Origin of the sequence: Paraburkholderia unamae (assembly GCF_003268775.1) — a bacterium.
Classification (GTDB): Bacteria; Pseudomonadota; Gammaproteobacteria; order Burkholderiales; family Burkholderiaceae; genus Paraburkholderia; species Paraburkholderia unamae.
This window is the reverse complement of the sequence record NZ_QLSU01000011.1, coordinates 32,863-56,749: the sequence shown is the minus strand read 5'-3', so window position 1 is coordinate 56,749 and position 23,887 is coordinate 32,863. Positions and strand designations below refer to the sequence as shown.

General features: G+C 68.6%; 21 protein-coding genes and 1 riboswitch. Of the genes, 6 read left to right on the top strand and 15 right to left on the bottom strand.

Features of this window, described 5'->3' with window-relative positions:
* Positions 1 to 64: 64 nt before the first annotated feature.
* The 3 genes from C7401_RS19210 to cobW are packed head-to-tail and all read right to left on the bottom strand — an operon-like array spanning position 65 to position 6,008.
* A complete protein-coding gene (locus C7401_RS19210; RefSeq protein ID WP_112172979.1) occupies positions 65 to 1,099 on the bottom strand; it encodes a magnesium chelatase ATPase subunit I in 1,035 nt (344 codons plus the stop codon).
* Entirely contained in the window at positions 1,096 to 4,890 is a 3,795-nt protein-coding gene (gene cobN / locus C7401_RS19205; RefSeq protein ID WP_112172978.1) for a cobaltochelatase subunit CobN, read from the bottom strand. Before cobN ends, C7401_RS19210 begins: the two co-directional genes overlap by 4 nt.
* Before the next feature lie 26 nt (positions 4,891 to 4,916).
* Positions 4,917 to 6,008, bottom strand: a complete 1,092-nt coding sequence (gene cobW, locus C7401_RS19200; protein ID WP_112172977.1) for a cobalamin biosynthesis protein CobW — start codon at positions 6,006 to 6,008, stop codon at positions 4,917 to 4,919.
* 220 nt (positions 6,009 to 6,228) lie between these two features.
* A riboswitch (cobalamin riboswitch) is annotated at positions 6,229 to 6,497 on the bottom strand.
* A gap of 133 nt (positions 6,498 to 6,630) precedes the next feature.
* On the opposite strand from cobW, the gene C7401_RS19195 reads away from it, so the two are divergent.
* From C7401_RS19195 to bluB, 4 genes are read left to right on the top strand one after another with little or no spacing between them, the layout of a single operon-like run.
* Positions 6,631 to 7,086 carry a cobalamin biosynthesis protein gene (locus C7401_RS19195; protein WP_258397146.1) on the top strand — a complete coding sequence of 152 codons (456 nt, stop codon included), beginning with the start codon at positions 6,631 to 6,633 and terminating at the stop codon, positions 7,084 to 7,086.
* Positions 7,087 to 7,134: 48 nt separating this feature from the next.
* Complete coding sequence (gene cobO, locus C7401_RS19190; RefSeq protein ID WP_112172976.1) at positions 7,135 to 7,737, top strand: cob(I)yrinic acid a,c-diamide adenosyltransferase; 603 nt, start codon at positions 7,135 to 7,137, stop codon at positions 7,735 to 7,737.
* Between the two features lie 4 nt (positions 7,738 to 7,741).
* Positions 7,742 to 9,052 carry a cobyrinic acid a,c-diamide synthase CobB gene (locus C7401_RS19185; protein WP_112172975.1) on the top strand — a complete coding sequence of 437 codons (1,311 nt, stop codon included), beginning with the start codon at positions 7,742 to 7,744 and terminating at the stop codon, positions 9,050 to 9,052.
* Positions 9,036 to 9,728, top strand: coding sequence for a 5,6-dimethylbenzimidazole synthase (gene bluB, locus C7401_RS19180; protein WP_112172974.1), 693 nt, complete (start codon positions 9,036 to 9,038; stop codon positions 9,726 to 9,728). The genes C7401_RS19185 and bluB overlap by 17 nt, the downstream gene beginning before the upstream one ends.
* Positions 9,729 to 9,737: 9 nt before the next feature.
* Here the strand turns inward: bluB and C7401_RS19175 are convergent, their stop codons facing one another.
* The 9 genes from C7401_RS19175 to ribA form a co-directional block, all read right to left on the bottom strand.
* Entirely contained in the window at positions 9,738 to 10,118 is a 381-nt protein-coding gene (locus C7401_RS19175) for a VOC family protein (protein ID WP_112172973.1), read from the bottom strand.
* Between the two features lie 167 nt (positions 10,119 to 10,285).
* The gene (locus C7401_RS19170) at positions 10,286 to 10,912 is read right to left on the bottom strand and encodes a DUF4136 domain-containing protein (protein ID WP_181565615.1); all 627 of its coding nucleotides are present in this window, start codon (positions 10,910 to 10,912) and stop codon (positions 10,286 to 10,288) included.
* Positions 10,913 to 10,977: 65 nt separating this feature from the next.
* Positions 10,978 to 13,389: a CHASE2 domain-containing protein gene (locus tag C7401_RS19165; protein WP_112172971.1), complete on the bottom strand. Its 2,412-nt coding sequence runs from the start codon at positions 13,387 to 13,389 to the stop codon at positions 10,978 to 10,980.
* A 26-nt stretch (positions 13,390 to 13,415) separates the two neighbouring features.
* A complete protein-coding gene (locus tag C7401_RS19160; RefSeq protein WP_224045120.1) occupies positions 13,416 to 14,894 on the bottom strand; it encodes a FecR family protein in 1,479 nt (492 codons plus the stop codon).
* A complete protein-coding gene (locus C7401_RS19155; protein WP_112172970.1) occupies positions 14,891 to 15,589 on the bottom strand; it encodes a response regulator transcription factor in 699 nt (232 codons plus the stop codon). The genes C7401_RS19160 and C7401_RS19155 overlap by 4 nt, the downstream gene beginning before the upstream one ends.
* Complete coding sequence (locus tag C7401_RS19150; RefSeq protein WP_112172969.1) at positions 15,586 to 15,846, bottom strand: hypothetical protein; 261 nt, start codon at positions 15,844 to 15,846, stop codon at positions 15,586 to 15,588. Before C7401_RS19150 ends, C7401_RS19155 begins: the two co-directional genes overlap by 4 nt.
* Positions 15,847 to 15,917: 71 nt before the next feature.
* Positions 15,918 to 16,349 carry a hypothetical protein gene (locus tag C7401_RS19145; protein ID WP_181565614.1) on the bottom strand — a complete coding sequence of 144 codons (432 nt, stop codon included), beginning with the start codon at positions 16,347 to 16,349 and terminating at the stop codon, positions 15,918 to 15,920.
* Between the two features lie 720 nt (positions 16,350 to 17,069).
* A complete protein-coding gene (locus C7401_RS19140) occupies positions 17,070 to 18,074 on the bottom strand; it encodes an SH3 domain-containing protein (RefSeq protein ID WP_112172968.1) in 1,005 nt (334 codons plus the stop codon).
* Between the two features lie 79 nt (positions 18,075 to 18,153).
* The gene (gene ribA / locus C7401_RS19135; RefSeq protein ID WP_112172967.1) at positions 18,154 to 18,801 is read right to left on the bottom strand and encodes a GTP cyclohydrolase II; all 648 of its coding nucleotides are present in this window, start codon (positions 18,799 to 18,801) and stop codon (positions 18,154 to 18,156) included.
* Positions 18,802 to 19,140: 339 nt separating this feature from the next.
* Here ribA and C7401_RS19130 point away from each other — a divergent pair, with 339 nt between their 5' ends.
* On the top strand, positions 19,141 to 19,584 hold the full coding sequence (locus C7401_RS19130; protein ID WP_112172966.1) for a CBS domain-containing protein: 444 nt from the start codon (positions 19,141 to 19,143) through the stop codon (positions 19,582 to 19,584).
* Between the two features lie 371 nt (positions 19,585 to 19,955).
* Here C7401_RS19130 and C7401_RS19125 read toward each other — a convergent pair whose 3' ends face one another.
* On the bottom strand, positions 19,956 to 20,300 hold the full coding sequence (locus C7401_RS19125) for a DUF4148 domain-containing protein (protein ID WP_112172965.1): 345 nt from the start codon (positions 20,298 to 20,300) through the stop codon (positions 19,956 to 19,958).
* 227 nt (positions 20,301 to 20,527) lie between these two features.
* Positions 20,528 to 21,133 (bottom strand): DNA-3-methyladenine glycosylase, encoded by a 606-nt coding sequence (locus C7401_RS19120; protein ID WP_258397143.1) that lies wholly within the window; start codon positions 21,131 to 21,133, stop codon positions 20,528 to 20,530.
* 230 nt (positions 21,134 to 21,363) lie between these two features.
* Between C7401_RS19120 and C7401_RS19115 the strand changes: the two genes are divergently transcribed.
* Positions 21,364 to 21,756: a hypothetical protein gene (locus tag C7401_RS19115; RefSeq protein WP_112172963.1), complete on the top strand. Its 393-nt coding sequence runs from the start codon at positions 21,364 to 21,366 to the stop codon at positions 21,754 to 21,756.
* Between the two features lie 19 nt (positions 21,757 to 21,775).
* On the opposite strand, the gene prpR is transcribed toward C7401_RS19115, so the two are convergent.
* Positions 21,776 to 23,848 (bottom strand): propionate catabolism operon regulatory protein PrpR, encoded by a 2,073-nt coding sequence (gene prpR / locus C7401_RS19110; RefSeq protein WP_112173180.1) that lies wholly within the window; start codon positions 23,846 to 23,848, stop codon positions 21,776 to 21,778.
* Positions 23,849 to 23,887: the final 39 nt, after the last annotated feature.

The following is a 23,887-nucleotide window of genomic DNA, read 5'->3' as shown; positions in this document are numbered from 1 at the left end:
CGGCCGGGCCCATCTCGCCGTCGGGCGCCGCCCTGTGCGAAGGCGGCGGGCCTTGCCCGACGGGTCAGCGTTTTTTTGCGGGCAGCGGAATCACGCCCTTCACCGCCCTGGCGGCAACGGGCTCGGGCGGCAGTTCGCCCCAATCGGAATCGGGATCGGAATCGGCACTGGCTTCGGTGCGCGGCTCATTGCGCGTGGATGGCGGTTGCGCGGAAGAAGGCGCATTCGCGCCCTCCGGCATCGCGCGCCGCCGGTGGGCGAGCACGCTGTCCGCCACCTGATCGACATGATCCGGGCTCACGGCGTTCGCGCCTTCGAACGCGGCGAGCGCACGCGCCGCGCGCAGCATCACGAGGTCGGCGCGCATGCCGTCCACGGCCGCTTCGATACAGCGTTGCGCCGCGCGCTCATGCACGGCGTCGCTCCAGCCGAGCGCGCCCAGCGCGGCGCGCGCCGCCACGATGCGCTGCGCGAGCGCGGCCTGCTGCGCTTCGTACGTTGCGCAAAACGCCTGCGGATCGGCGTCGAACGCAAGGCGCGCCTTGACGATGCGCTGGCGCTGCGCGGCGTCATATGGCGTGCCGAGTTCGACCATCAGGCCGAACCGATCGAGTAGTTGCGGGCGCAACTCACCCTCTTCGGGGTTCATCGTGCCGACCAGCACGAAACGCGCATCATGCGTGTGCGAAACGCCGTCGCGCTCCACGGTGTTCACGCCGCTCGCCGCCGCGTCGAGCAACACATCGACGAGCGCATCGGGCAGCAGGTTCACTTCGTCCACGTAAAGCACGCCGCCGTGGGCGCGCGCGAGCAGGCCCGGCGCGAAGCGCACCGCGCTCTCGCGCAGCGCCGCTTCGAGGTCGAGCGTGCCGATCAGCTTGTCCTCGCTCGCGCCGAGCGGCAGCGTCACAAACGCGCCCTCGGGCAGGAGCGCCGCAAGCGCGCGCGCCGCAGTGGATTTCGCGGTGCCGCGCGGCCCGCTCACGAGCACGCCGCCGATAGCCGGGTCGATGGCCGCGAGCAAAAGCGCGCGCTGCAACGGCGCCTGGCCGACCAGCGCGGTAAAGGGAAACGCGGGACGCGAGGCCGCTGCGCTCATGGTCCTGATCCTTCCAGTTGCTGCCCGGCTTCGAGCAGGCGTTGTTCGAGTTGCGCGCGATGCTCGCCCGGCTCCTGCCACAGGCCGCGCTGGATCGCTTCGAGCAGGCGCTCGCATACCGCGTGCAGCGCGTGCGGATTGTGGCGCTCCATGAAGGCGCGCGTATCGTCGTCGTGGACGTAAGCGTTCGCCACGAGCGCGTACTGATGGTCGCCCACCACGCGCGCGGTCGCGTCATAGCCAAAAAGATAATCGACGGTCGCCGCCATTTCCGCCGCGCCCTTGTAGCCGTGACGCTTCACGCCGTCGATCCACTTCGGGTTCACCACGCGCGAGCGGATCACGCGCGCGATCTCCTCGTGCAGCGGCCGGATGCGCGGCGCGGCAGGATTGCTGTGGTCCGCGTGATAGAGCGCGGGCTGCGCCTGCGAGAAGTGCCGCGCCGCCGCCGCCATGCCGCCCTGGAACTGGTAGTAGTCGTTCGAGTCGAGCAGGTCGTGCTCGCGGTTGTCCTGGTTCTGCAACACCACGTCGAGCGTGGCGAGGCGTGCGCGAAACGCGTCGCCCGCTTCGTCGCCGGCGCTCTTTTGCGCGTAGGCATAGCCGCCCCAGGCCTGGTACGCGTTCGCGAGATCGGCGTCGGTTTGCCACTGGCGGTGGTCGATCATCGCTTGCAGGCCCGCGCCGTAAGCGCCTGGGCGCGCGCTGAACACGCGCCAGCCCGCGCGGCGGCGCGCCTCGTCGGCGGGCAGGCCTTGCTCGACCAGCGCGTCGCGCTCGCGCCGCACGCGCGCGCGCAGCGGGTTCTGGTGCTCGGGCTCGTCGAGTTCGGCCACGGCCTGCACGGCCGCATCGAACAGATGCATCACGTTGGGAAAGGCGTCGCGAAAGAAGCCCGACACGCGCAGCGTCACGTCGATGCGCGGCCGGTCGAGCGCCTCAACCGGCATGATTTCAAAGTCGGTCACGCGCTGACTGCCCGCCGCCCACTTCGGCCGCACGCCGATCAGCGCGAGCGCCTGGGCCACGTCGTCGCCGCCGGTGCGCATCGTCGCCGTGCCCCACACCGAAAGTCCCACCGCACGCGGATAGTCGCCGTGCTCCTGCAAATGCCGCTCGATAAGCTGCTGCGCCGACTTCATGCCGAGCGCCCACGCGGCCTGCGTGGGCACCGCGCGCGTATCGACCGAATAGAAGTTGCGGCCCGTGGGCAACACGTCGGGCCGGCCGCGCGAAGGCGAACCGCTCGGGCCCGGCGGCACGAAGCGGCCTTCGAAGCCGCGGCGCAACTGGCGCATTTCCTCGCTGCCACATGCGTCGAGCCGCGGCAGCACGTCGTCGCGCAGGCGTGCGAGCACCTTGGCCGCGTGCGGCAGCGTGGCGGCCGTGTCGCTGTGCGGCGTGCCTTCACACAGGCCGTCGACCAGCGTCGCCGCGAGCGCTTCGAGCCGTTCGCGCGTGTCGCCCGCGTGACGCCAGGGCGCGTCGCTCACGCTCGCAAGCAACGGCGGACGCGCGCCAGTCCACAGTGCAGACCAATCCACCGTGGCCGGATCGAGCAGATGATCGATACGCATGTCGCGCGCAAGCGCGTCGATAAGGCCCGCGTTCGCACCCTGCCCGTCCGCGCAGGCATAACGTCCGAGCGCAAGCAGCGTGTCGCGGCGTTGGCGGCCCTGCGGCGAGATGCCGAAGGTATGCAGCCCGTCGCGGATCTGCGCTTCCTTCAATTCGCACAGGTAGGCGTCGGCGCGCGTGAGCAGTTCGTCCTCGCCCGCCTGATCCTGTGGCGCGGCGATGCTCAGTTCCTCGTGCAAGCGATGCTCGACGATGGTCGCAAGGATGGTCTTGCGCAGCAGCTTCGAGCGGCGCGGGTCCACCATCAATGCTTCGTAATACTCATCGACTTGCCGCTCCAGGTCTTGCAGCGGGCCGTAATTCTCGGCGCGCGTGAGCGGCGGCATCAGGTGATCGACGATCACGGCCTGGGCGCGGCGCTTGGCCTGGCTGCCCTCGCCGGGATCGTTGACGATGAACGGATACAGGTGCGGCAACGGCCCGAGCGCCATGTCGGGCCAGCAGGTGTCGGCGAGCGCCACGCTCTTGCCAGGCAGCCATTCCAGATTGCCGTGCTTGCCCACGTGCGCGATGGCGTCGATGCCGAACGTCTCGCGCAGCCAGAAGTAAAACGCGAGGTACGCGTGCGGCGGCACCAGTTCGGCGTCGTGATAGTTCGCGTAGGTGTCGTCGCCGCGCGAGCGCGAAGGCTGGATGCCGACGAACACCTGGCCGCAACGCCAGCCCGCGATCATGAAGCGTCCGCGCCGCACCGTGGGGTCGTCTTCCGGAGCACCCCAGCGCGCGATCAGCGCGTTTTGCGCCTGCGCCGGGAGTTGCGAGAAGCGCGCGCGGTAGTCGTCGAGAGAAAGGCTCTGCCACGCGGGACGCAGCGCGCGCGAGTCGGGATCGTTCGTCACGCCCTGCGTGAGCATGCGCATGAGCGCGTCGCTGTCTTCGGGCACGTCGCTCACGCGATAGCCTTCGTCGCGCAGCATGCGCAAGATGCCGACCACCGAAGCCGGCGTGTCGAGCCCCACGCCATTGCCGATGCGCCCTTCGCTCATCGGATAGTTCGCGAGCACGAGCGCGAGCTTCTTCTCTTCGTTCGGCAGGCCGCGCAAGCGGCACCAGCGGCGCGCGAGTTCGGCAACGAACGCCACGCGCTCGACATCGGGCTGATAGCGCACGACGTCGACCTGCGTGTGCTTGCAGTGATACGCGAGCCCCTTGAAGCTGATCGCGCGCGTGATCACGCGGCCGTCCACCTCGGGCAGCGCGATATGCATGGCGATGTCGCGCGAATTCAGCCCGTGATTGTCGTTCACCCAGTCTTCGCGATTGCCGCCGCTCAGGATCACCTGGAGCACGGGCGCGTCGCCCGCGAGCGCGAGCGGCTCGGGGTCGTCCAGCGACGAAGCGGCAAACGCCGTGGTGTTGAGCACGAGCGCAACGTCGTGCTCGGCCGCGAGTTGATCGAGCACGTCGCGGCTCAAGGCGTCCTTGAGCGAGGTGATCGCAAGCGGCAGCGGGTTCATGCCGCGCGCGAGCAGCGCGTCGATAAGCGCGTCGAACGCCGCCGTGTTCGCGGCCTGCAAATGCGCCTTGTAAAACAGCAGCGCGACCACGGGCGCGCCGGGTTGCCAGCGCGCGCGCCATTCGTCGATGGTCGCGACGTCGCGCTGCGGGCAGTAGAGTGCGGCGGCCGGCAGCACGACAGGCGGCGCGGGCTCGCTGCCCCACCCGAACGTGCGCCACGCGAGCGCGCGCAAAAACGATTCGGCGTTCGCCGCGCCGCCTTCGCGCAGGTAGCGCCACAACAGACGGCAGAACTCCGGCTCGGCACGGCTCTTGGCGATGAGGTTGGGATCTTCCTGCAAGTCGCCGGAAAACATCGCGAGCAGTTGCCCACGACGCTGCGCAAGCGACACCGCCTGCTCGATGCCATAAGGCCAGTAGGTCTCGCCGCCCAGATGATCGACCACCACCACGCGCGCGTGCTGCAACACGTCGTCGACGTAGAAGTCCACCGATGCGGGCTGGCGCAGATACGTGACGTTCGCGAGCCGCACGCTCGGAAAGCCTTCGGGCAGGCGCGGCACGACGCTCGCGAGCAAGGCGAGCGTCGTGTCCGCCGAACTCAGCACGACGATCTCGGCGGGCTGCTGGTCGATGCGGATGACGCCCTGGGTGTCGTCGACGAAACCACCCGGCGTGGTGCGCAGCAGATGCATGTTGCGGCCTTGTCTTGCTCAGCGTTTCACTTCGCGCCGGCGGTCTGCACGCTCGCCAATGCCGCGTCGAATGCGGCTTGCAGCGTCGCACCATCGAGGTCTTCGCCAATCAGCACGAAGCGGCTCGCGAGCGGCTGCGCGGCGCTTTCCTGCGCGTTCCAGCGGCGATCGAAATAGCTGTCGAAGCGGCGGCCCACGCCTTGAATCACGAGACGCATCGGCGCGCCCGGCAACGCGGCGAAACCCTTCACGCGATAGATCGTGTGCGCGTCGACGAGTTGTTGCAGCGCCTCGATCACGGTCTCGCGCGAAAGCGCCGCGCCCGACACCACGACCGAATCGAACTCGTCATGGTGATGATCGGGATCGTCGGCGGAACCGTGATGGTCGTGGCGCAGATGAATGCTCTCCTCCGAAGCCGCTTCGAGCCCGAGCAGCGTATGCAGGTCGAGCTTGCCGTGCTGCGCGCGCACGATCTTCACCTGCTGCGGCAGTTCTTCGCGCAGCTCGGCGATGAGCGCGTCCTGGCCCGCTTCGTCCAGCAGGTCGGTCTTGTTGAGGATGACGAGATCGGCGGCCGAAAGCTGATCTTCGAACAGCTCGTGCAGCGGCGACTCGTGATCGAGATTCGGATCGGCGCGGCGTTGCGCGTCCACGGCCTGCGGGTTTTCGGCGAACTGGCCGCTCGCGGCGGCGGGGCCGTCCACCACGGTCACGACCGCATCGACGGTGAACGCGTTGCGGATCGACGGCCAGTTGAACGCCTGCACGAGCGGCTTGGGCAGCGCGAGACCCGAAGTTTCGATCAGCACGTGATCGATCTCGCCGCGGCGCTCGAGCAGTTTTTCCATCACCGGGAAGAACTCTTCCTGCACGGTGCAGCACAGGCAACCGTTCGCGAGTTCGTAGAGCTGGCCTTCCGTTTCGTTGCCGTTCTCGTCGCAGCCAATGCCGCAGCCTCGCAGGATCTCGCCGTCGATACCGAGTTCGCCGAATTCGTTGACGATGACCGCGACGCGCAGGCCGCCCGCGTGCTGGAGAATGTGGCGCAGCAGCGTGGTTTTGCCGCTGCCGAGAAAGCCCGTCACGATCGTGACCGGAATCTTGCGCATTTGCATGAGGTGCTCCTTTTGGCGCCATGCCGGATGATGGGCGCGGTGCGTCGCGCTGGCCGTTCGTGCGGGTGTCGTGCGCGCGAGCACACGCGTGCGTTGCTGCGCCCTGACGCAAAGTAGCGCAACGATTCAACCTGCCGGGGACGAACGACCAGAGACGCGCCACGGGCCACGCCCGGCTGACGCATGAAAATCACGGACCCGGCACCGCATCCCCGCAGCGCGAATCCCACGTATCTGGCCGGTATCCGGACTGACGAAACGCCGCTTCGCCTTCCCGCGCGGGCGGCCTTGCGGCCGGCTCGCACAGTGGCGTGGACTGCTTGAAGCATGGAAGCGGCTTGCAGCGTTCGTGCGAACGCCGCGCTCGTTGTACCGTTGCGGGTGCAGTTCAGGTTGGCCATGCCCCAGGCGGGATGGCTCCCTGATTCCCGTTTAACTGCGCACGCAGAATGAATCGCGCGCGCGAGCACCAGAGTGCGTGCGAGTGTAGGCGTGGCTTGCTTGCGCGTCAAGGAAGGCGTGGGAAGCCGCAAAGGCGTGTGCTATCGTAGCGCGCATCCGGCCAACGCCGGGCCACGATGGTTTTACCTCTCCGGTCACGCCCAGGATCGACGCGCCCGCCGTGAATCTTGCCCACATTCGCCCTTCATTCGAGACCGCGCAAAGCGCGCCGCCGCTCGTGCTGGGCATCGGCTGCAAGCGCGGCGTGACGCTCGCGCAAGTTGAAGCGGCCGTGTGCGCCGCGCTCGGCGCGTGGCCGCTCGAACGCGTAACGGCCGTGGCCACGCTCGACGCGAAGGCCGACGAACCCGCGTTGCGGGCGTTCTGCGCGGCCCATGCGCTGCCGCTGCGCACGTACACGCGCGAGCAGATCGCGGCGACGCCGACGCTCGCGCCGCCTTCCGCCGCGGCGCAAGCGCAATTCGGCGTGCACGGCGTATGCGAACCCTGCGCCCGGCTCGCGGCGAGCGGCGGTCCGCTCGTGCGCGGCAAACTCGCGCTCGAAGGCGTGACAGTCGCGGTCGCGATTGCGGTCGAGACCACGCGCCCGGCACAAGACACGACGAAATCGCCCTGAAAATTCAGCCTCAACCTCATCACGAAACCCGATTCCCGACACCCGACGATGAAAACCGATTCCGAATCGCACCAACGCATGACGCAACGCCGCCGCGAGGGCCACGAGAAAAAACAGGCCGCCGCGACGCTCGAAAAAGGCCTGCTGATCGTCAACACCGGCAACGGCAAGGGCAAGAGCACGGCGGCGTTCGGCATGGCCGTGCGCATGCTCGGCCACGGCATGAAGCTCGGCGTGGTGCAGTTCATCAAGGGGGCGCTGTACACGGCCGAGCGCGACTTTCTCGGCAGCGTCGCGCACTGCGATTTCGTGACGATGGGCGATGGCTACACCTGGAACACGCAGAATCGCGACGCCGACATCGCCACCGCGCGCAAGGGCTGGGACGAGGCGAAGCGCATGATCGAGAGCGGCGACTACGCGATGGTGATCCTCGACGAACTCAACACGGTGCTCAAATACGAGTATCTGCCGCTCGACGAAGTGCTCGGCGTGATCGACTCGCGCGCGCCGCACGTGCATGTGGTCGTCACGGGACGCCATGCGCCCGACGCGCTCATCGAAGCCGCCGACCTCGTCACCGAAATGCGCCTCGTGAAGCACCCGTACCGCGAGCAAGGCGTGAAGGCGCAAAAGGGCGTGGAGTTCTAACGGCATGTGCGCAACGCTTGCCTGCCCCGCGCTTTTCATCAGCGCGCCCGCTTCGGGCCAGGGCAAGACCACACTCACGGCGGGGCTCGCGCGGCTGCACCGGCGCGCGGGTCGGCGCGTGCGCGTGTTCAAGACCGGGCCGGACTTTCTCGACCCGATGATCCTCGCGCGCGCGAGCGGCGCGCCCGTGCTCTCGCTCGACCTCTGGATGGTGGGCGAGCACGCGTGCCGGGCATTGCTCGCGCAGGCCGCGCGCGAAGCGGACCTGATCCTCATCGAAGGCGTGATGGGCCTCTTCGACGGCACGCCGAGCAGCGCCAATCTCGCAACGACGTTTGGCGTGCCGGTGGCGGCCGTCGTCAGCGCGAAGTCGATGGCGCAAACCTTCGGCGCGATCGCGTTCGGCCTCGCGCGCTTTCGGCCCGAGGTGCCGTTTCACGGCGTGCTTGCGAACCACGTCGGTTCGGCGCGCCACGCGCAGATGTTGCAGGAAGCGCTGCCCGCCGACCTGCGCTGGCTGGGGCACGTGGCAAGCGAGACGACGATGGCGCTGCCCGATCGCCATCTCGGCCTGCATCAGGCAAGCGAGATCGACGACCTCGACGCGCGCATCGAACGCGCCGCCAACGCGCTCGCGCAAACCGCCCTCGCCGGTCTGCCGCCTGCGGTGGCATTCGACGATCCTTCGCATGACGAAGCAATGCCGCGCCTGCTCGAAGGCCGCCATGTCGCGGTCGCTCGTGACGCCGCGTTCTCGTTTCTCTATCCCGCGAATATCGCGCTGCTCGAAGCCATGGGGGCGCGCGTGAGCTACTTCTCGCCGCTCGCCGACGAACCCGCTCCCGCCCACGCCGACGCGATCTTCCTGCCCGGCGGCTACCCCGAGCTTCATGCCACGACGCTCGCGCGCAATACGCAAAGCGCGAATACGTTGCGCGCACATGTATCCGCGGGCAAGCCGCTCGTCGCCGAATGTGGCGGCATGCTTTATCTGCTCGACGCGCTCACCGACGTGGCGGGCACGCGCACGCCGATGCTCGGCCTGCTGCCCGGCGAGGCGGCCATGCAAAAGCGCTTCGCGGCGCTCGGCATGCAGCAGGTCGACGGCGAGCACGGCGCGCTGCGCGGCCATACGTTTCATTACTCGCGCATGAGCACGCCGCTTGCGCCCGCGCTCACGGCGCGCCACGCGCAAACCGGCGCGCCGGGCGAGGCGTTTTATCGCCACGGCTCGATCGCGGCGACCTACATGCACGCTTACTGGCCCTCCAACCCGGCTTTCACGGCCGCACTCTTTCATGGCACAGCCCTTTGACGAAGCCGAACGCGCGGCGGTGTACCGCGCGATTTACGAGCGGCGCGACATGCGGCACTTCGTGCCCGGCCCGATCGACCCCGCCACGCTCGCGCGCCTGCTCGACGCCGCCCACCACGCACCGAGCGTGGGTTTCATGCAGCCGTGGCGCATCGTGCGGATTACCGACCCGTCGTTGCGCGAGCAACTTCATGCAACGGTCGAGCGCGAACGCATCGCCACCGCCGACGCGCTGGGCAAGCGCCGCGACGAGTTCATGAAACTCAAAGTGGAGGGCATGCGCGAGTGCGCCGAGGTGCTCGTGTTCGCGCTGATGGACCGGCGCGAGACGCATATTTTCGGCAGGCGTACGCTGCCGGAGATGGATCTCGCCTCCGTGGCGTGCGCGATCCAGAACATGTGGCTCGCCGCGCGCGCCGAAGGGCTCGGCATGGGCTGGGTATCGATCTTCGACGTCGACGAGGTGCGCGCGCTGCTCGCCATGCCGCCGGGCGCGAAACCCGTGGCGATCCTTTGCGTGGGTCAGGTCGAGGCGTTTTATCCGCAGCCCATGCTGGAAATGGAGCACTGGGCGAAGCGCAAGGCGCTGGGCGAATGCGTGTTCGAGAATGCCTGGCCGCAGGGGGAGCCGGACTGCGCACCGGCTCCCGTGCCCGACGTGCCGCCGGGCGTCTGACGCGCTAGTTCACGCTTCGCGGGCGTAGCACACGGCCTCGACGTTGTTGCCGTCGGCATCGATCAGGAATACTGCGTAATAGTCGGGGCTGTAGTCGAGCCGCAGGCCGGGCGCGCCGTTGTCCTTCGCGCCCGCGCGCAGGCCCGCCTCGTAGAAGCCGTCAACGGCCGCGCGGCTCGGGGCCAGGAACGCCACATGCACGCCGCGCGGCGCGCTCGCGTCCTGCGCGGCAAGCGCGTGCAACCACAGCTTCGGCTGGCCTGGCTGGCCGAGCCCCGCGTAGGTGTCGTCGCGCATGCACACCACGACGCCAAGCGGCGCGAGCAGCGCCTCGTAAAAACGCACGCTACGTGCGAGATCCTGCACGCGCAATCCAATGTGATCGAACATGAGCGACTCCCGTGAGGTCCGCGCGCAACCGTTGCGGCGGATCGTGGAGTCAGCATAGCGCGCACGCCGCCGCCCCGGCCTGGGGAAAGTTGCGCTGGATTTGCGGCGGCCTTATGGCGGGTTTGCGGCTGGATGCGCAGCTGATTTACGGCTGATTTACGGCTGATTTACGGCTGATTGATCGGCGAAACCGAGAGCACCGCGGGCATATGCGGCTGGGCGCTCGCCGAGCCTGCGCCCGCGTCGGCCCCGCTGCCGAGCTTGACCCGCCATTGCGGCGCGCCCGCATACGGCAGACGCGCCAGCGCGCCCGCCATGAGGTACGGCAGCGCTTCGCGCGCGTCGGCGTTGCGGTCGCGTTTGACCGCGCTCACCTTGTACACCTCGCCGCCTTCCGGCAGCGTAAAGAAGCGCAGCGTCAGCGTATGGACGTAAGGCCGCCCGAACCATGGAAAAGACGGCCCTTCGGCCGGCACGCAGCCGCCCGCGCACTCGCCTGCCACCACTTTCACGTCGGCGGGGCGCGTGGCCCAGGCCACCGAAACCAGATAGCGCGCCGCCTCGGGCGCGCCCGCGACAAAGCCGCGCTGCGCGAGGCCCTCGCGCAGCAAGCCCTGGTACGGCAGGATCTCGCCCGCGTCGGCCTGCGCGGGCGTGGGGGCGAAACGGTAGTTCGCGGCGGCCGTGCCCATGGCAGGCAGGCCGCCGGTGGCCTCGACATCGGTCGTCACACCGGCGCAGCCGGCGAGAGCGCCGAGCAGCGGCAGCAGACACATCGACAACTGGGTCTTCACTGAACACTCCATCGGGGCCGCCGGCGCGCGGCCGGCGGCGTTCTTGTCATGCGCGTTCGCGCGGCTCAAGCCGGCGCGTCGAATGCGGGGAGCGTCATCGTCAGTTTGGTGCCCTTATCCGGCTCGCTCTCCACATGGACTTCGCCGCCGTGGCGCGTCACGACGGTCTTCACGAAGGCCATGCCGAGCCCCGCGCCGCTCACCTCGGGCCGCTGACCCGCATGGAAACGGCGGAACGGCTCGAACAGCTTCGCCTGATCCTCGTGCGTGATGCCGTAGCCCTGGTCCTGGATCGAGCAGATCACATGCGGCGGCGTCTCATCGTCCAGCGCGATCTTACAGACAATGCGCGTATCGGGGGGGCTGTATTTCACCGCGTTGTTGAGCACGTTGACCAGCGCGCGCGTCATGAGCGAGCGGTCGGCGTTGATCCAGCCCATCTGCTCGCCCTCGAACGCCGTGTCGATCTGGATGCGTTTCGCGCGCGCCTGCGGCCAGACTTCGTCGCTCGCGTCGATCATGAGTTCCGCGAGGCTCGTGGGTTCGAGCGCATAGACCTGCGACTCCGCGCGCGCAAGTTGCACGAAGTCGTCGGCAAGCGTGAGCGAGCGGCGCGCGTAACGCTCGATGCGCTCCATCACGCCGCGCACCGGCTCCGAGGCCAGCGTGCCGCGCTCGCGCTCGGTTTCCACGAGTGCGACGATCGAGGCCTGCGGCGAGCGCATGTCGTGCGAGAGCAGGCGCAACGCGTCCTCGCGCTGGCGCTCGGCGTCGTGCAGTTCCGTGACGTCGACGAGGCCCGCGATCCAGCCCACCGCCTGGCCTTGCGCGTTCGTACAGCGTGCGTAACGCAGCAGGTAGTCGCTGCCGTCGCGCGCCCGCACTTCCACGCCGCGCTCCATCAGCTCCGCGAATTCGCCGCGCGCCGGGTCGAGCGGCGCGGGCCAGTGCGCGTGCGCGAACGTCATCATCTCCGGGCTCGGGTCGATCGGCTTGACGAGCGAGAGATCGCCGAACACGTCCTGCATCCAGCGCCCTTCCGCCGCGCCCACGCGCAGGCGCGCGAGATAGGCGCGCGAAGCGTGATTCGCGATCAGCACGACGCCACGCAGGTCGGCCACGACAATCGGCTCGGGCACCGAGTCGAGGCTGTCCCACACGAAGCGGCGCATGTCCTGGAGGCGCTGCGCGGCCTGCGCCATCAGCGCCATCTGCTGGGCGAGCGCGTCGCCCGCGAACTCGCGGCGCGGCGTGGGCGCCTCGGGCAAAAGATAGGGTTCGTCGGCGAGCTGGCGCAGTTCCTTGCGCAGGTACGCCATCGTCATTTCGAGGCGGCGCCAGCTCCACACCGGATACACGACGAGCAGCGCGACGACCGCGGGCACGGGCGGCAGCCACAGCCGCGCGCCGTACAGCATGCCCGCGCTCGTGCCGAGCGAGACGAGGATGAGCAGCGCGAGCAGCAGCAGCGTGCGCAGCGGCGAGAGTACGAGAAAGCCCGCCAGCAGCACCGCGAGCGGCAGGAGCGAGGCCAGCACGACCGCGAGCGGCGGCGCGGGCTGGATGGCGGTGCCGTTGAGCAGCGTGTCGAGCACGATGGCGTGGATATAGACGCCGGGCAGCGGGCCGAGCGTGCCCGAGAGCGGCGTGGCGAAGCGGTCGTAAAGGCCCGAGGCCGTCACGCCGACGATCGCCACACGTCCGCGCAGCGTCTCGGGCGGCACGCGGCACGCGAGCACGTCGGCGAAGGAGACCTTGCGGTAGGTTTGCGAGCGCGCGCCGAATGGAATCAGAAAGCGCGCCTCGCTGCCGGGCGCGGCGGCGCGCAGCACGTCGTCGCGCTGCGCGGCGGCGGGCGTGCCGTGCGCGAGCGTCACGGCGCCGTCGCGCACCGCGCGCCACAGCGGCACCATCAACTGCGGCCAGCGCTGGCGCGCGTCGCCTTCGAACAGCGCGACGCTGCGCACGATGCCGTCGCTATCGACTTCGAGATTGATGTGGCCTACGCCTGCCGCCGCCTGGGCGAGCGGCGCGACCGGGCGCACGGCGTCGCGATGGCCGTCGTCGGCGGCGGGGGTGAGGAGAATGGGCAGGAACGACGGGCGGGCGCGCAACGCCTGTGCGAAGCGCGCGTCGTCGGGCGAAGGCTCGGTGAACAGCACGTCGTAGACGATGGCGGCCGCGCCCGCTTTCGCGAGCTGATCGACGAGCCGCGCATGCGCCTCGCGCGGCCAGGGCCAACGCCCGAGTGCGGCCACGCTCGCGTTGTCGATCTCCACGAGCACGATGTCGGGCGAGACCGGCCGCTCGCGCGCGGCGAGAAAGCGGTCGTAGACCAGGTTGTCCGCGCCGCCCGTCAGCCGCCAGATCACGCACAGCAGCACCACAACGAAGCCCGCGCAGCCCACCCCGGCCCACTCGAACAGAAAGCGGCGCCCGACTGAGCGGCCAAGGCGCGCGGGCGGCCTCGCGCTCATGCGTGGCTCCACCTCGTCCGGCCGAGTCACCAGTCGAGCCTGAACGACTGGATCGGGCTCGCCTTCTGGTAGTAGTGGCCGTTGTCGAACTGCTCGGCGATCACCGTCCAGTAGTAGACGCCCTTCGGCAAGTCGCGCACGACGGCCTCGCCCGACGTGATGTCCGTGCGGTCGACGAGCGGCACGCGCAGATCGTCCGTGGTGCCGAGCACGAAGCGAAAGCGCGTGTTCTGCGCGTTGCGGTCGGTGAACCAGCGGAAGGCGAAGTCGCGCGAGCCTTCGATACGACCGGCGCTCGTACCGAGCGACATGTGGCGCCGCACGAACGCATAGGACGCGGGCATGCCTTCGAGGCCGCGCTCGTCGATCGCGGAGATACGCACGAAGTACGTGCCGTCGTCGAGCGCGCCGAGCGGCACGTGCGGGTCGGCGCTGCGCGTGTCGCGGATCATGTCGAGCAGTCCCGCGTCCCGGCCGATCTGCGCGCGGTAGCCGCGTGCGTCCTGCAACGGCGCGATATCGAAGGCCACCTCATTATCGTCCTGCACACGGGAAGGATTCAGGAGACTGGGCGCGTCGAGCAGCGGCACGGGCGCGCCCGCCGGCTCGCCGGCGAGCGTCAGGCTGCCGTGATGCGCGGCGACGAGTTGCTCCGAGGCGGCGAGCGGCGTGCCGGGCGCGGGCGCGGCATGCAGTGCGGACGATGCGGACGGCGCATAGGCGCCGCTGCGGCCCTGCGCGAGCGAGGCGGCGTCCACGCCCACGGCGCCGTCCAGGACTTCGACTGCCGTTGCGCCTTTCGCGCCGTCGTAGCTCACGCGAAACTGCGTGCCGCGCACCCCCGCCACCACGGAAGGCGAGCGGATCTGGAAGCGATCGTCCTTCTTCGTTGCGTGCGTGACCTCGGTGCTCACCTCGCCACTGTGCAGATTGACGATGCGGTCGGTTGCCCCCGTGAGCACGGTCTGGCGCAGCGTGGCCAGGTCGAGCGAGGTATCGGGAGGCAAGGCGATGTGCGAGCCGTCGGCCAGTTCGAGCGTGGCGAAACCATTGTGGCCGGTCTGCACGCGATCGCCTTCGACGAGGCTGGCGCCGACCGTGAGCGGCAGCAGCGGCCCGTTGCGGAACGCGTGCTGGGCGGGCCCGTTCGCGGCGATCACCTTCGCACTGAGACTGTCCTGGCGCAGCAGCGCAACAGGCACGCGCAGCGTCGTGCCCGGCCGAAGGCGACGCGGCTCGCTCACGCGATTGACGCTCGCAAGCTTCTTCCAGTCGGCGGGGCTACGCAGATAGCGCGCGGCGATGTCGTAAAGCGAGTCGCCGGGGCGCGTCACGTAGGTGGTCATTTCGGGCGGCTGCGCCGGCGCTCGCGCGGCGCTCTCTCGCGCTTCCGCGCCGCGGGCGAAGGGAACGAGCGCAAGCGCGAAGGCGAACAACGGGAGCGCGGAGGCGCGCACCGCGCTTGCCTTCACGACGGTGGCTTGAACCGCACGCGGGCCCTTCACGCGTCGTCCCCCTCGATGCGTTCGAGTCGATAGCCGTAGCCGTAGATCGGCGTGAGGCGATAGCCGTTTTCGGGGCGCAGGCCGAGCTTCGAGCGCAGCATCGAGACGTGCGTGTCCATCGTGCGCGACGGAATGTCGTCGGACTGCTTCCAGATCACGTCGAGAATATGCGCGCGCGAGAGCGGGCGGCTCAGGTGCTGGAAAAGCAGCAGCGCGAGATCGAATTCCTTCTGCGTGAGCGCGACTTGGCGCCCGCTCACCGACGCCTGGCGCGACTTCAGATCGAACTCGTACTCGCCGAAGGTTTCCTTGAGCGCGGGCGCATGAAGCTGATAGGCGCGGCGCAGCAGCGAGTTCACGCGCGCGATCAGCACGGGCGCGGAAACGGGCTTGACCACGTAGTCGTCGGCGCCCGCGTTGAGCATTTGCGCGATGTCGACTTCGCGGCTGCGGCTCGTCATGAAGAGCACCGGCAAGCGCGTGGAGAGGCTTTGCCGCACCCAGTGCAGCACCTCGTCGCCCGCCATGTCGGGCACGTTCCAGTCGAGCACGAGCAGATCGAACGTTTGCCTGCGAAGCTGCCGGACAAGCTCGCCGCCCTTCGCGAACGGATGGCAGGCATGGCCCGCCGCGGTCAAGGTCTGGCAGACGAAATCTGTCTGCGCCGGATCGTCATCCAGTACTGCAATTCTCATAACACCCCGCAACCAGGTTTGTTCTTCATCTTTTCAGGATGGACTGCCTCCCTGCCGCCGCTCACCGCGACGACGGCCAGCGTCTTGCCGGGCCCGGCGAGCCAGATCGCTCCCGCGCCCAGGTCAAAACGCGTACCCATCCTCAAGGTCAGAGCGCGCGGACGGCGCCGCGCACCAAAGACCGCTACTTTCGCTGCGTCTCGAAAAAAATGGGAGCACGCCGCGAGGGTCGACTTCAGGGATTGGGATGCACTCATGTTAATCGCTCATGGTAGTCGAAATCGTCATCGTTCGAAGCGGGTTTGGCCGGACGGGACCGCCCGCGGCCCTATGACTGGTGCGGCGTGAGGCCGGATTCGTGGGCCGGCGGCGTCGCGTCATGCGCGCTCGCATCGCCGGCCGGAGCCTGCGCGAAAGCCGGAGCCGAAAGCAATGCGGTCAGGTGCGAGCGCACGTGTTCCCATGCCGCGTGGGCGTAGTCGGGTTGCACCGCCGCACGCGCCTGCGCGGTCACGAACACGCGCAGCACCGTGGACGAGCACTGTGTGAGCCGCTCCGCGCGGCCGAACGGCGACAGACGCAGCGCTTCGCTCAGCCACGGCAGCTCGGATGCGCAGGAATCGGCGTAAGCCTCCATCGCGGCGCGCGCATGACGGTCGCGCGGGAGGTCGAGTTCGATGCGCTCGAGTGCGCGACCCAGACCCGCGCCGTTGACGCGCGAGCCCGGCGGGAAGCGGGTGCGGCCGGTTCGGAAAAACATGTAGCCCCCGTTGAGCAGACAAGCGCCAGCCGTTTTTCGCGGACGCAACAACGCCAAGCCGCACGCGGCGCGCGCGGCGGCAAGGAGAATGAATTCAGGATGAAAGAAAAAAAGTGGCGACAGCGGCGTGCTACGCACCGCGTGGTCTCCGGAATCCGCCCCCGGAATCGGACCGCCAGCGCAGTCATCGTCATGCCCGGCGCGAACCCCGCCAACCGCGTCACCGCCCGACGCGGGCCGGCAGGCCGCAGCCGCTCCCTGCACGACGAGGCACGTGCTGCCATCGCCACATCCACCTCAAGGCGCTGGATTTCCAGCGTTATCCGGCGAACTCGGGTTCGCTCTGACTTCCTCGTTCCGGCCGCATCACCAGGTCCCGTGCGTGCCAGCCCCCGTAGCATTATTCCGGCGCCCCCGGGCGCACAGAGCAGACTCGTGCATCGGGAACGTCATGCGGCAACGCTTCGATTTGCCGCGACGAGCTATTCTCACCTGGACGCCAAGAACTTACTGTCAGGGATTGTTAAATCCGTCAGGATGGCGAGCAGCGGACGTAGGAAGGTCTCACGGTGAGGCTTGCGCACGATGATGGTCGCGGAACATTGTTTGGCGATGCGCAACACAGCACACTGATTACCACGCAATCCTAATTAAATGAACTCAAGGCAGGATGCCCGCCAAGGGCATCCATCTAGGTACCGCGAAGGCAAGGAAGATCGGTCAGTGCTCGTGCTCGTCGCCACGGCCGTTGCCCTGGCCCGAAGGATGGCCGCCCTGAGGCGCACCCTGCGGCGCCGAGGGCCGACCCTGCACGGCGGCAGGTGGAGGCGGACGCATGCCGCCGCCCTGAGGCTGCGCCGACGGAGGATGCGCGAAGCCCGGCGCGGGGCCGCCCCGCGGCTGTGGACGGCCACCACCCTGCGGCTGAGGCGCGGGCGGGCGGGCCTGCTCCTGCGGACGCGGCGCCATGTTGGCGGGCGCGTGCGGCCCCTGCTCGTTGAAGTTCGGACGCCCCTCGCCCTGCGGCGGCATGTTGGCGGGCGCATGCGGTCCTTGTTCGCCGAAGTTCGGACGTCCCTCGCCCTGCGGCGGCATGTTGCGGGGCAAGTCGGCCGGTGGACGCGGACCCTCCGCATTGCCGGGCGGGCGGCCTGCGCCGGGAGGCGGCCCGCCGTTCGGATGCCCATACGGCCCGGGCAGACGCTCGCCGCCGGCCGCGGGCTGGCCAGGCGGGCGGCCCGGCGCGCCATGCCACGCGGGTGCCGCGGGCGGGCGGCCACGCTCGGGCGGCGGCATATGCGCCCAGCGGTCCTGCTCGCCGTACCAGGGCCGGTCGCGATAAAAGCTGCCCCAGTACGCGCCGAGCGAGAACGCCACGATCGGCAAGCCGATCGCCGCGCCGTAGTTGGGCAGCGGCACGTAAGTGCCCTGATACGGATAGCTGAGATAAGCGCCGTAGACCCAGCCGCGCAGGCCGGGCACCGTGACGTCACACCATGAGTAGTCGCTCACGCAGCCCATCACGGTGACGGGCACGCCGGGGCCAAGCTCGGAAACAATGGGGTAATCGCCGGACGGTCCCGCGTAGAGTTCGACCGGCTCGCTCGTATAGGCCGCGGTTTGCGCGCTGGCGTCGGCCGAGGCGAGCACGAGGCCGGTGACGAGGCTCGCGCTCGCAAGCGCTGAGGCGAGCGTGCGCAAGCGCGTCTGAGGGCGCTTCGACATTATTTCTCCCTTTTTGCAGCTAATTGCTGTTGCCACTGCGCAAGTCGCGTGCCCACGAGCACCCAGTCGATTCGCCGGGTTACTCGTTTTCTTCGAAGTAGTGCCCGAACTTGACCTGCTTGGTGCGGATATAACGTTCGTTTTCCTCGCGCATGGGAATCGCGAGCGCCACGCGTTCGATCACCGGGAGGCCGTGCTCCCTGAGCGTTTCGAACTTCTTGGGATTGTTGCTCATCAGCCGCACCGACGAGACTTTCAAAAGACGCAGGATCGCCGCCGCCGAATCGTATTCGCGCGCGTCGTCGGGCAGGCCGAGGTCGAGATTCGCCTCGACGGTGTCGCGGCCTTGCTGCTGCAACTGGTACGCGCGGATCTTGTTCGACAGGCCGATGCCCCGGCCTTCGTGGCCACGCAGGTAAAGCAGCACGCCACGGCCTTCGGCCGCGATATAGCGCAGGGCGAGGTCGAGCTGCTCGCCGCAGTCGCAGCGGTAGGAGCCGAACACGTCGCCGGTCAGGCATTCGGAGTGGAGCCGGGTGAGCGTCGGCTCGCCGCTGCCCACGTCGCCCATGACGAGCGCGAGATGCTCGGCGCCGCCGTCCTTTACCCGATAGACATAGGACTCGAACGTGCCGTAGCGGGTCGGCAGCGTGGCGGTCGCGTCAAGCACGACGCATTCGTTGGCGTTGTCGCCGTCCGCACAGGACGACTCAGGAAGCGTAGGCATGATTCTCGAGCAAAAGACTGGCAAAAAACGGCCACGGCCGGATTGAAGTTAGGAACCGGAGTTTACCGCCATTTGGCCCGCCCCGCCGCGCCAGCCCTTCCCCCGGCCTCTCTCGCCCCCGATTTGTGCCACTTGCGCCTCTTGCGCCCGCCCGTCGGGCGGCGACTTGCCGCCTTATGCCCGTCGCGTAAATGGTGCGACCCCGCGCATACCCCGACGACGCGCGCCACGGCATCCGCCTATACTGGAATGGCTTCCCACTGGCAGGACAGCCGCCAAGGCCGGCCTGCCACGCCGCGCAATGACTGAACAACCAGAAGGACGAAGAGGGGTCGCCCTATGACAAGCGTTGCACAGGTACTCAAATCGAAGCCGGATCAGGTGGTGTACACGATCGAAGCCAGCGATTCCGTCTACAACGCCATCCGCCTGATGGCCGAAAAACAGATCGGGGCGCTGCTCGTGACCGACGGCGCATCGATCGCGGGCATCATCACGGAGCGCGACTACGCCCGCAAGATCGTGCTCATGGACCGATCGTCGAAAACGACCGCCGTGCGCGACATCATGAGTCCGCACGTGCGCTTCGTCCAACCCGACCAGACCACCTACGACTGCATGGCGCTCATGACCGAGCGGCGCATGCGCCACCTGCCCGTCATGGACAACGGCAAGCTGGTGGGCATGGTCTCGATCGGCGACCTGGTGAAGGAAATCATCGCCGAGCAGAAGTTCACGATCGAGCAGCTCGAGCACTACATCACCGGCGGTCCGGGCTCCTGAAAGCGGCGCGCACGGCCTCACCCTGTCGATGGAACGTCACGGCGGAACGTGAAAAAACGCCCAATCCCGGCGGGGTTGGGCGAAGCTACCTTGCGGCAGCGGAGGTTCCACGCATGAAAAACGCGCGAAAATTTGCGCGGCGGCGTGCGGCAAGGATGCAAACGCGCGCATGTCCGCCTGGAATGGTCAGGAACCTGTCGGGGTAAGGTCTGTGGCGGGAACGAGGGAGAAACGCTCGGCAGGCGCGCACGGCTCGCGTGCCCGCGTTTCAGTCCTGTGTGCGACCCGCTTCGATGGTTGCGGGTCGATGCCCGGCCAGGGAGCCGGGCAATCGCAGCGCTACCGGGTCAGTTGCCTGAATCGGTCTTCAATCAGTTGCCGAAATACACCGACTGCGACGGGCGCAGCGTGGCCGGCTGGCCGCCCGACTGCGACGAACCCGAGGTCGCCGGGCCATAGCCGCTCGTTTCGGCTGCCGGCGCTTGCGCCACGCCTTCTTGCTGCGACACGCGCGCTTCGGCGGCCTGGATGTCGCTCGGATAGGTGGCGTCGTTCGCGGTAGCCGGGTTGTAGCCGGCCTTTTCAAGCTGGATCAGTTCGGCCTTCACTTCGGCGCGGGTCTTCGGGGCATCGCTTTGCACCTGGGCAAACGAAAGGGCCGGAGCGGCGACGAGAGCGGCGACAATTGCGGCTTGAAGCAGGTTGCGGGTCTTCATGGTATTTACCTCCATCACTTGTTTTATGCCGGTGCTCGTGTGTGGCGCCGGATCAGTGACTTCAGTTTATTGAGTCAAGAGATTAGGGCAAACCCCTATTTTGAAAAAATACAGTTTCAAGCATCGCAACAATGCAGGCTGAGTACGCGGACCGTTGTGCCGCAACGCTTGCGCGTCATCGGCGTTCTGCATCGGCCGGCTGCATTTGCCGGCTTCATTGGCCGACTTTATTGGCCTTCTCCCAGCAGCTTGCGCGGTCCGCTCACGAACGGGCTGCCCAGTTCGTAGAAACGCAGCGGCCGGTCCATCTCCCGCGATAACCCGATGCGCGTCGTCACCCCCACCGGCCGCGCCGGTTCGTCCACGCGCCCGATCCAGAGCCCGTGGCCCAGGCACAGATCGGCGCCGTCGAATGCCGCGCCGATGCCATAGGCCTGCGTGAGCCGCCCCGGTCCGCGCGCGAGGTCGCGCGGCGGCACGCCGGGGCGCTGCGCCTGCATGGCCGCGAGCCCTTCGAGCGGTTCGACCGCCCGAAACAGCACGCCCGCCCCCACGTCCACGGCCTCGCTCGACATGTTGAGCATCCAGGCGCTGCCGTAGGTGAGCCGCACATAGGCGTGGCCGCGCGCCAGGAACATCGAGGCGTTCCACGGCCGCCGCCCGTTGTAGGCGTGGCTCGTGGAGTCGCCCAGCGGGTAGGCCTCGATCTCCACCAGCCGCCCCGCCATGCGTCCGCGCGCCAGGTCGCGCACGAGATACTTGCCGACCATGAAGCGCGCCAGCTCGGTGGTGTCGAGCGGCAGGTCGTCACGGCGCAGCGGCAGGATCTTCATCGCACGGCTCTCCGGGGAATGCGCTGAAACGTGGGCGGCCGCCATCGGCCGGGCGGGCATCGCGCCCCCGCCAGAGTGTAGCGCCCGCACTGAGCGGCGCTGCGCATAACGCCATGCGGCGGGGCATTGCGCTACCATCGTCCGCATACCCGCGCGACTGGCTCGCGCTCCCCCAACATCCGGCGCGCGGCGACTCGCGACCGCGCGCGCGTCAACGAAGGAGCCGCACGATGAACGAACAGAGCGCCATTCAATTCCTCTCGGACGTCCGCAAGCCGCTGCTCATACTGCACAAGGCGATCCTTGACCACGAGCGCGCGGAGTACGAGCGCGAGTTCGGGCCGGTCACGCCGGCGGCCTTCCTCCAGGTGCTCATCAACGGCTCGGGCTTCCGCTGGCTCATGCCGCTCTCGACGATCATCGCCAACGTCGACGAAACGCTCGATGCGAAAGACGCGAGCGCCGAAGATCGCATCGGCGCGGCGCAAGGCGTGGGCGCGCTCTTTTCCGGCGAGGAATCGGCGGAGTTTTATGAGCGCTATCAGGCGCTGTTGCAGGCCAGCCCCACGATCCTGCATTTGCACGGAACCGTCGCGCCGCTGCTCAAGGGGCTGAAGAACTGAGGCGTCGCCGCCGCGCGCCTTAACCGCGCGGTGTTCTGCGCGGGCGCGCCGTCTCGCCTGCCTCGGGCGCCTCGGCGGCTTCACCCGGCCCGGCCGCCCTGTCGCCACGCTTGCCCTTCGCGCCGGAAAGCCGCCGCCACAGCGTCGTCTTGCTAATGCCGAGCATCTCGCACGCGCGGTCGCGGTCGCCGTGGCAGGCGTCGAGCGCCGCGCGGATTTCATCGGCTTCCACGTTCAGGCTGCGCTCGCGCAAGGTGAGCGCGCCCTCGCCCGCCGCGCCTGGCTCGCTGCGCTCATCGGCGGCGCGGCGGCGCGACTCGAACACCTCGGGCGCGATCGAGCGCAGCACGTCGGGCGTCACCACGTTCTCCTCCGAATCCGCCAGCTCCACCACGATCCGCTCGATCACGTTCTGCAATTCGCGCACATTGCCCGGCCACACGTGGCTCGCGAGCGCGCCGCTCACGAGCGCGAGCGTGCGCGCCGCATCGTCGGCAGTACGGATGCGCACGGCCACGCGCGTTTCGCGGCGCGACGCCTGTAGCAGCAGTTCGGCGGCGAGCAGCGCGATATCCGCACCGCGCTCGCGCAACGGCGGAATGGCGAGATTGAGAATGTTCAGGCGATAGAACAGGTCGGCGCGGAACTCGCCCGCCTCGATCTGCTCGGTGAGCGCGCGGTGCGTGGCGGCCACCACACGCACGTCCACGCGCGTGGGCTCCGTCGCGCCGAGGCGCACCACCTCGCGCTCCTGGAGCACGCGCAGCAGCCGGCTTTGCAACGGCAAGGGCATCTCGCCGATCTCGTCGAGAAAGAGCGTGCCGCGGTGCGCGGCCTCGATGAGCCCCACCTTGCCGCCGCGCCGCGCGCCCGTGAACGCGCCCTCCTCGTAGCCGAACAGTTCGCTCTCCAGCAGCGCTTCGGGAAACGCGCCGCAATTCATGGCGACGAATGGAAAGTCGCGCCGCGGGCTCTCGCGATGAATGCCCTGTGCGATCATTTCCTTGCCGGTGCCGCTTTCGCCGCGAATCAGCACGGTGGCGTCCGACTTCGCGTAGCGCCGCGCAAGCTGGCGCACGCGCTCGATGCCGGGCGACGCGCCGCTCAGGTCGTCCAGGCGGTAGCGCGCGACGAACTGCTGCGTGCGCTGGCGCGAGCGCAAGGTGCGATCGAGCCGCTCCACGGCGCGCGACTCCTGGAACGTGAGCACGGCGCCCGTCGTCACGCCATTGTCCACGAGCGGCCCGCGATGCACGACATAGCTCACGCCGCGCACGGTTTCGAGCGATTCGCCGTCGGCTTCGGGCAAGGCGAAGGCGATGTCGGGCGCGAGCGTGGCAAGCGACTGCCCCGCCGCCGCCGCGGGATCGACGCCGAGCACGTCCGCGAGGCGCTGGTTGATCGCCTCGATGCGGCCGCGCGCATCGAGCGCCACCACGCCGTCGCGCAAATGCTGGAGCACGCTGTCAAGGCGCTGGCGGCGTAGCGTCTCGCGCCAGGTGGCCTGCACGAGTTCGAGCGCATTGTCGAAGGCCGCACGCACCGAGGGGCGCGAGTAGACGAAAAACGGCACGAGCCCAAGCCGCGCCGCGAGGTCGTTGACGAGTCCCGGCCCGACGACGGCCCCCACGCCGCGATCGCGCAGGTCGAGCACGCAGGCCTCGGCGTCCTGCACCGTGCGGTACTGGCCGAACACCACGTCGATGCCATAGGCGCTCGCGAAGCGGCGCACCTCGACGGGCGTCTCGCCATAGGTGACGAGCCCGACCAGCTCGGCTTCGCGCCGCGCGCGGGCGAGCGCCTGCATCACGTCGAAGCCGGTGGGCTGCAAGAGCACTACGGGCACGTCGATGCGCGCCTTCAGGTATGTGCCGTTCGAGCCCGCCGCCACCACCACGTCGGGCCGCTGGTTCGGCCCGGCGGCGGCGATGTCGGCCACGGCCTCCTCGAAGCCACGCGGCACCACGCGCAGGTCCGCGAGATCGTCGTATTCGCGGGCGATGTCGCGAAACAGGTCGCGCAGGCGGCTGATGCCCATGGCCCACACGCGCGGGCGGAATGCGGGGGAAGCGGAAGCGGGGAAGCGGTTCATGATGTCCGGCGAAGCGATCACGGTGCGGCGCGGCGAAAA

Bases quoted from the DNA above. Each gene is read 5' to 3' on its own strand.
- C7401_RS19210 (WP_112172979.1), bottom strand. From the start codon at position 1,099: ATGAGCGCAGCGGCCTCGCGTCCCGCGTTTCCCTTTACCGCGCTGGTC.
- cobN (WP_112172978.1), bottom strand. From the start codon at position 4,890: ATGCATCTGCTGCGCACCACGCCGGGTGGTTTCGTCGACGACACCCAG.
- cobW (WP_112172977.1), bottom strand. From the start codon at position 6,008: ATGCAAATGCGCAAGATTCCGGTCACGATCGTGACGGGCTTTCTCGGC.
- cobO (WP_112172976.1), top strand. From the start codon at position 7,135: ATGAAAACCGATTCCGAATCGCACCAACGCATGACGCAACGCCGCCGC.
- C7401_RS19185 (WP_112172975.1), top strand. From the start codon at position 7,742: ATGTGCGCAACGCTTGCCTGCCCCGCGCTTTTCATCAGCGCGCCCGCT.
- bluB (WP_112172974.1), top strand. From the start codon at position 9,036: ATGGCACAGCCCTTTGACGAAGCCGAACGCGCGGCGGTGTACCGCGCG.
- C7401_RS19175 (WP_112172973.1), bottom strand. From the start codon at position 10,118: ATGTTCGATCACATTGGATTGCGCGTGCAGGATCTCGCACGTAGCGTG.
- C7401_RS19165 (WP_112172971.1), bottom strand. From the start codon at position 13,389: ATGAGCGCGAGGCCGCCCGCGCGCCTTGGCCGCTCAGTCGGGCGCCGC.
- C7401_RS19155 (WP_112172970.1), bottom strand. From the start codon at position 15,589: ATGAGAATTGCAGTACTGGATGACGATCCGGCGCAGACAGATTTCGTC.
- C7401_RS19150 (WP_112172969.1), bottom strand. From the start codon at position 15,846: ATGAGTGCATCCCAATCCCTGAAGTCGACCCTCGCGGCGTGCTCCCAT.
- C7401_RS19145 (WP_181565614.1), bottom strand. From the start codon at position 16,349: ATGTTTTTCCGAACCGGCCGCACCCGCTTCCCGCCGGGCTCGCGCGTC.
- C7401_RS19140 (WP_112172968.1), bottom strand. From the start codon at position 18,074: ATGTCGAAGCGCCCTCAGACGCGCTTGCGCACGCTCGCCTCAGCGCTT.
- ribA (WP_112172967.1), bottom strand. From the start codon at position 18,801: ATGCCTACGCTTCCTGAGTCGTCCTGTGCGGACGGCGACAACGCCAAC.
- C7401_RS19130 (WP_112172966.1), top strand. From the start codon at position 19,141: ATGACAAGCGTTGCACAGGTACTCAAATCGAAGCCGGATCAGGTGGTG.
- C7401_RS19125 (WP_112172965.1), bottom strand. From the start codon at position 20,300: ATGAAGACCCGCAACCTGCTTCAAGCCGCAATTGTCGCCGCTCTCGTC.
- C7401_RS19120 (WP_258397143.1), bottom strand. From the start codon at position 21,133: ATGAAGATCCTGCCGCTGCGCCGTGACGACCTGCCGCTCGACACCACC.
- C7401_RS19115 (WP_112172963.1), top strand. From the start codon at position 21,364: ATGAACGAACAGAGCGCCATTCAATTCCTCTCGGACGTCCGCAAGCCG.
- prpR (WP_112173180.1), bottom strand. From the start codon at position 23,848: ATGAACCGCTTCCCCGCTTCCGCTTCCCCCGCATTCCGCCCGCGCGTG.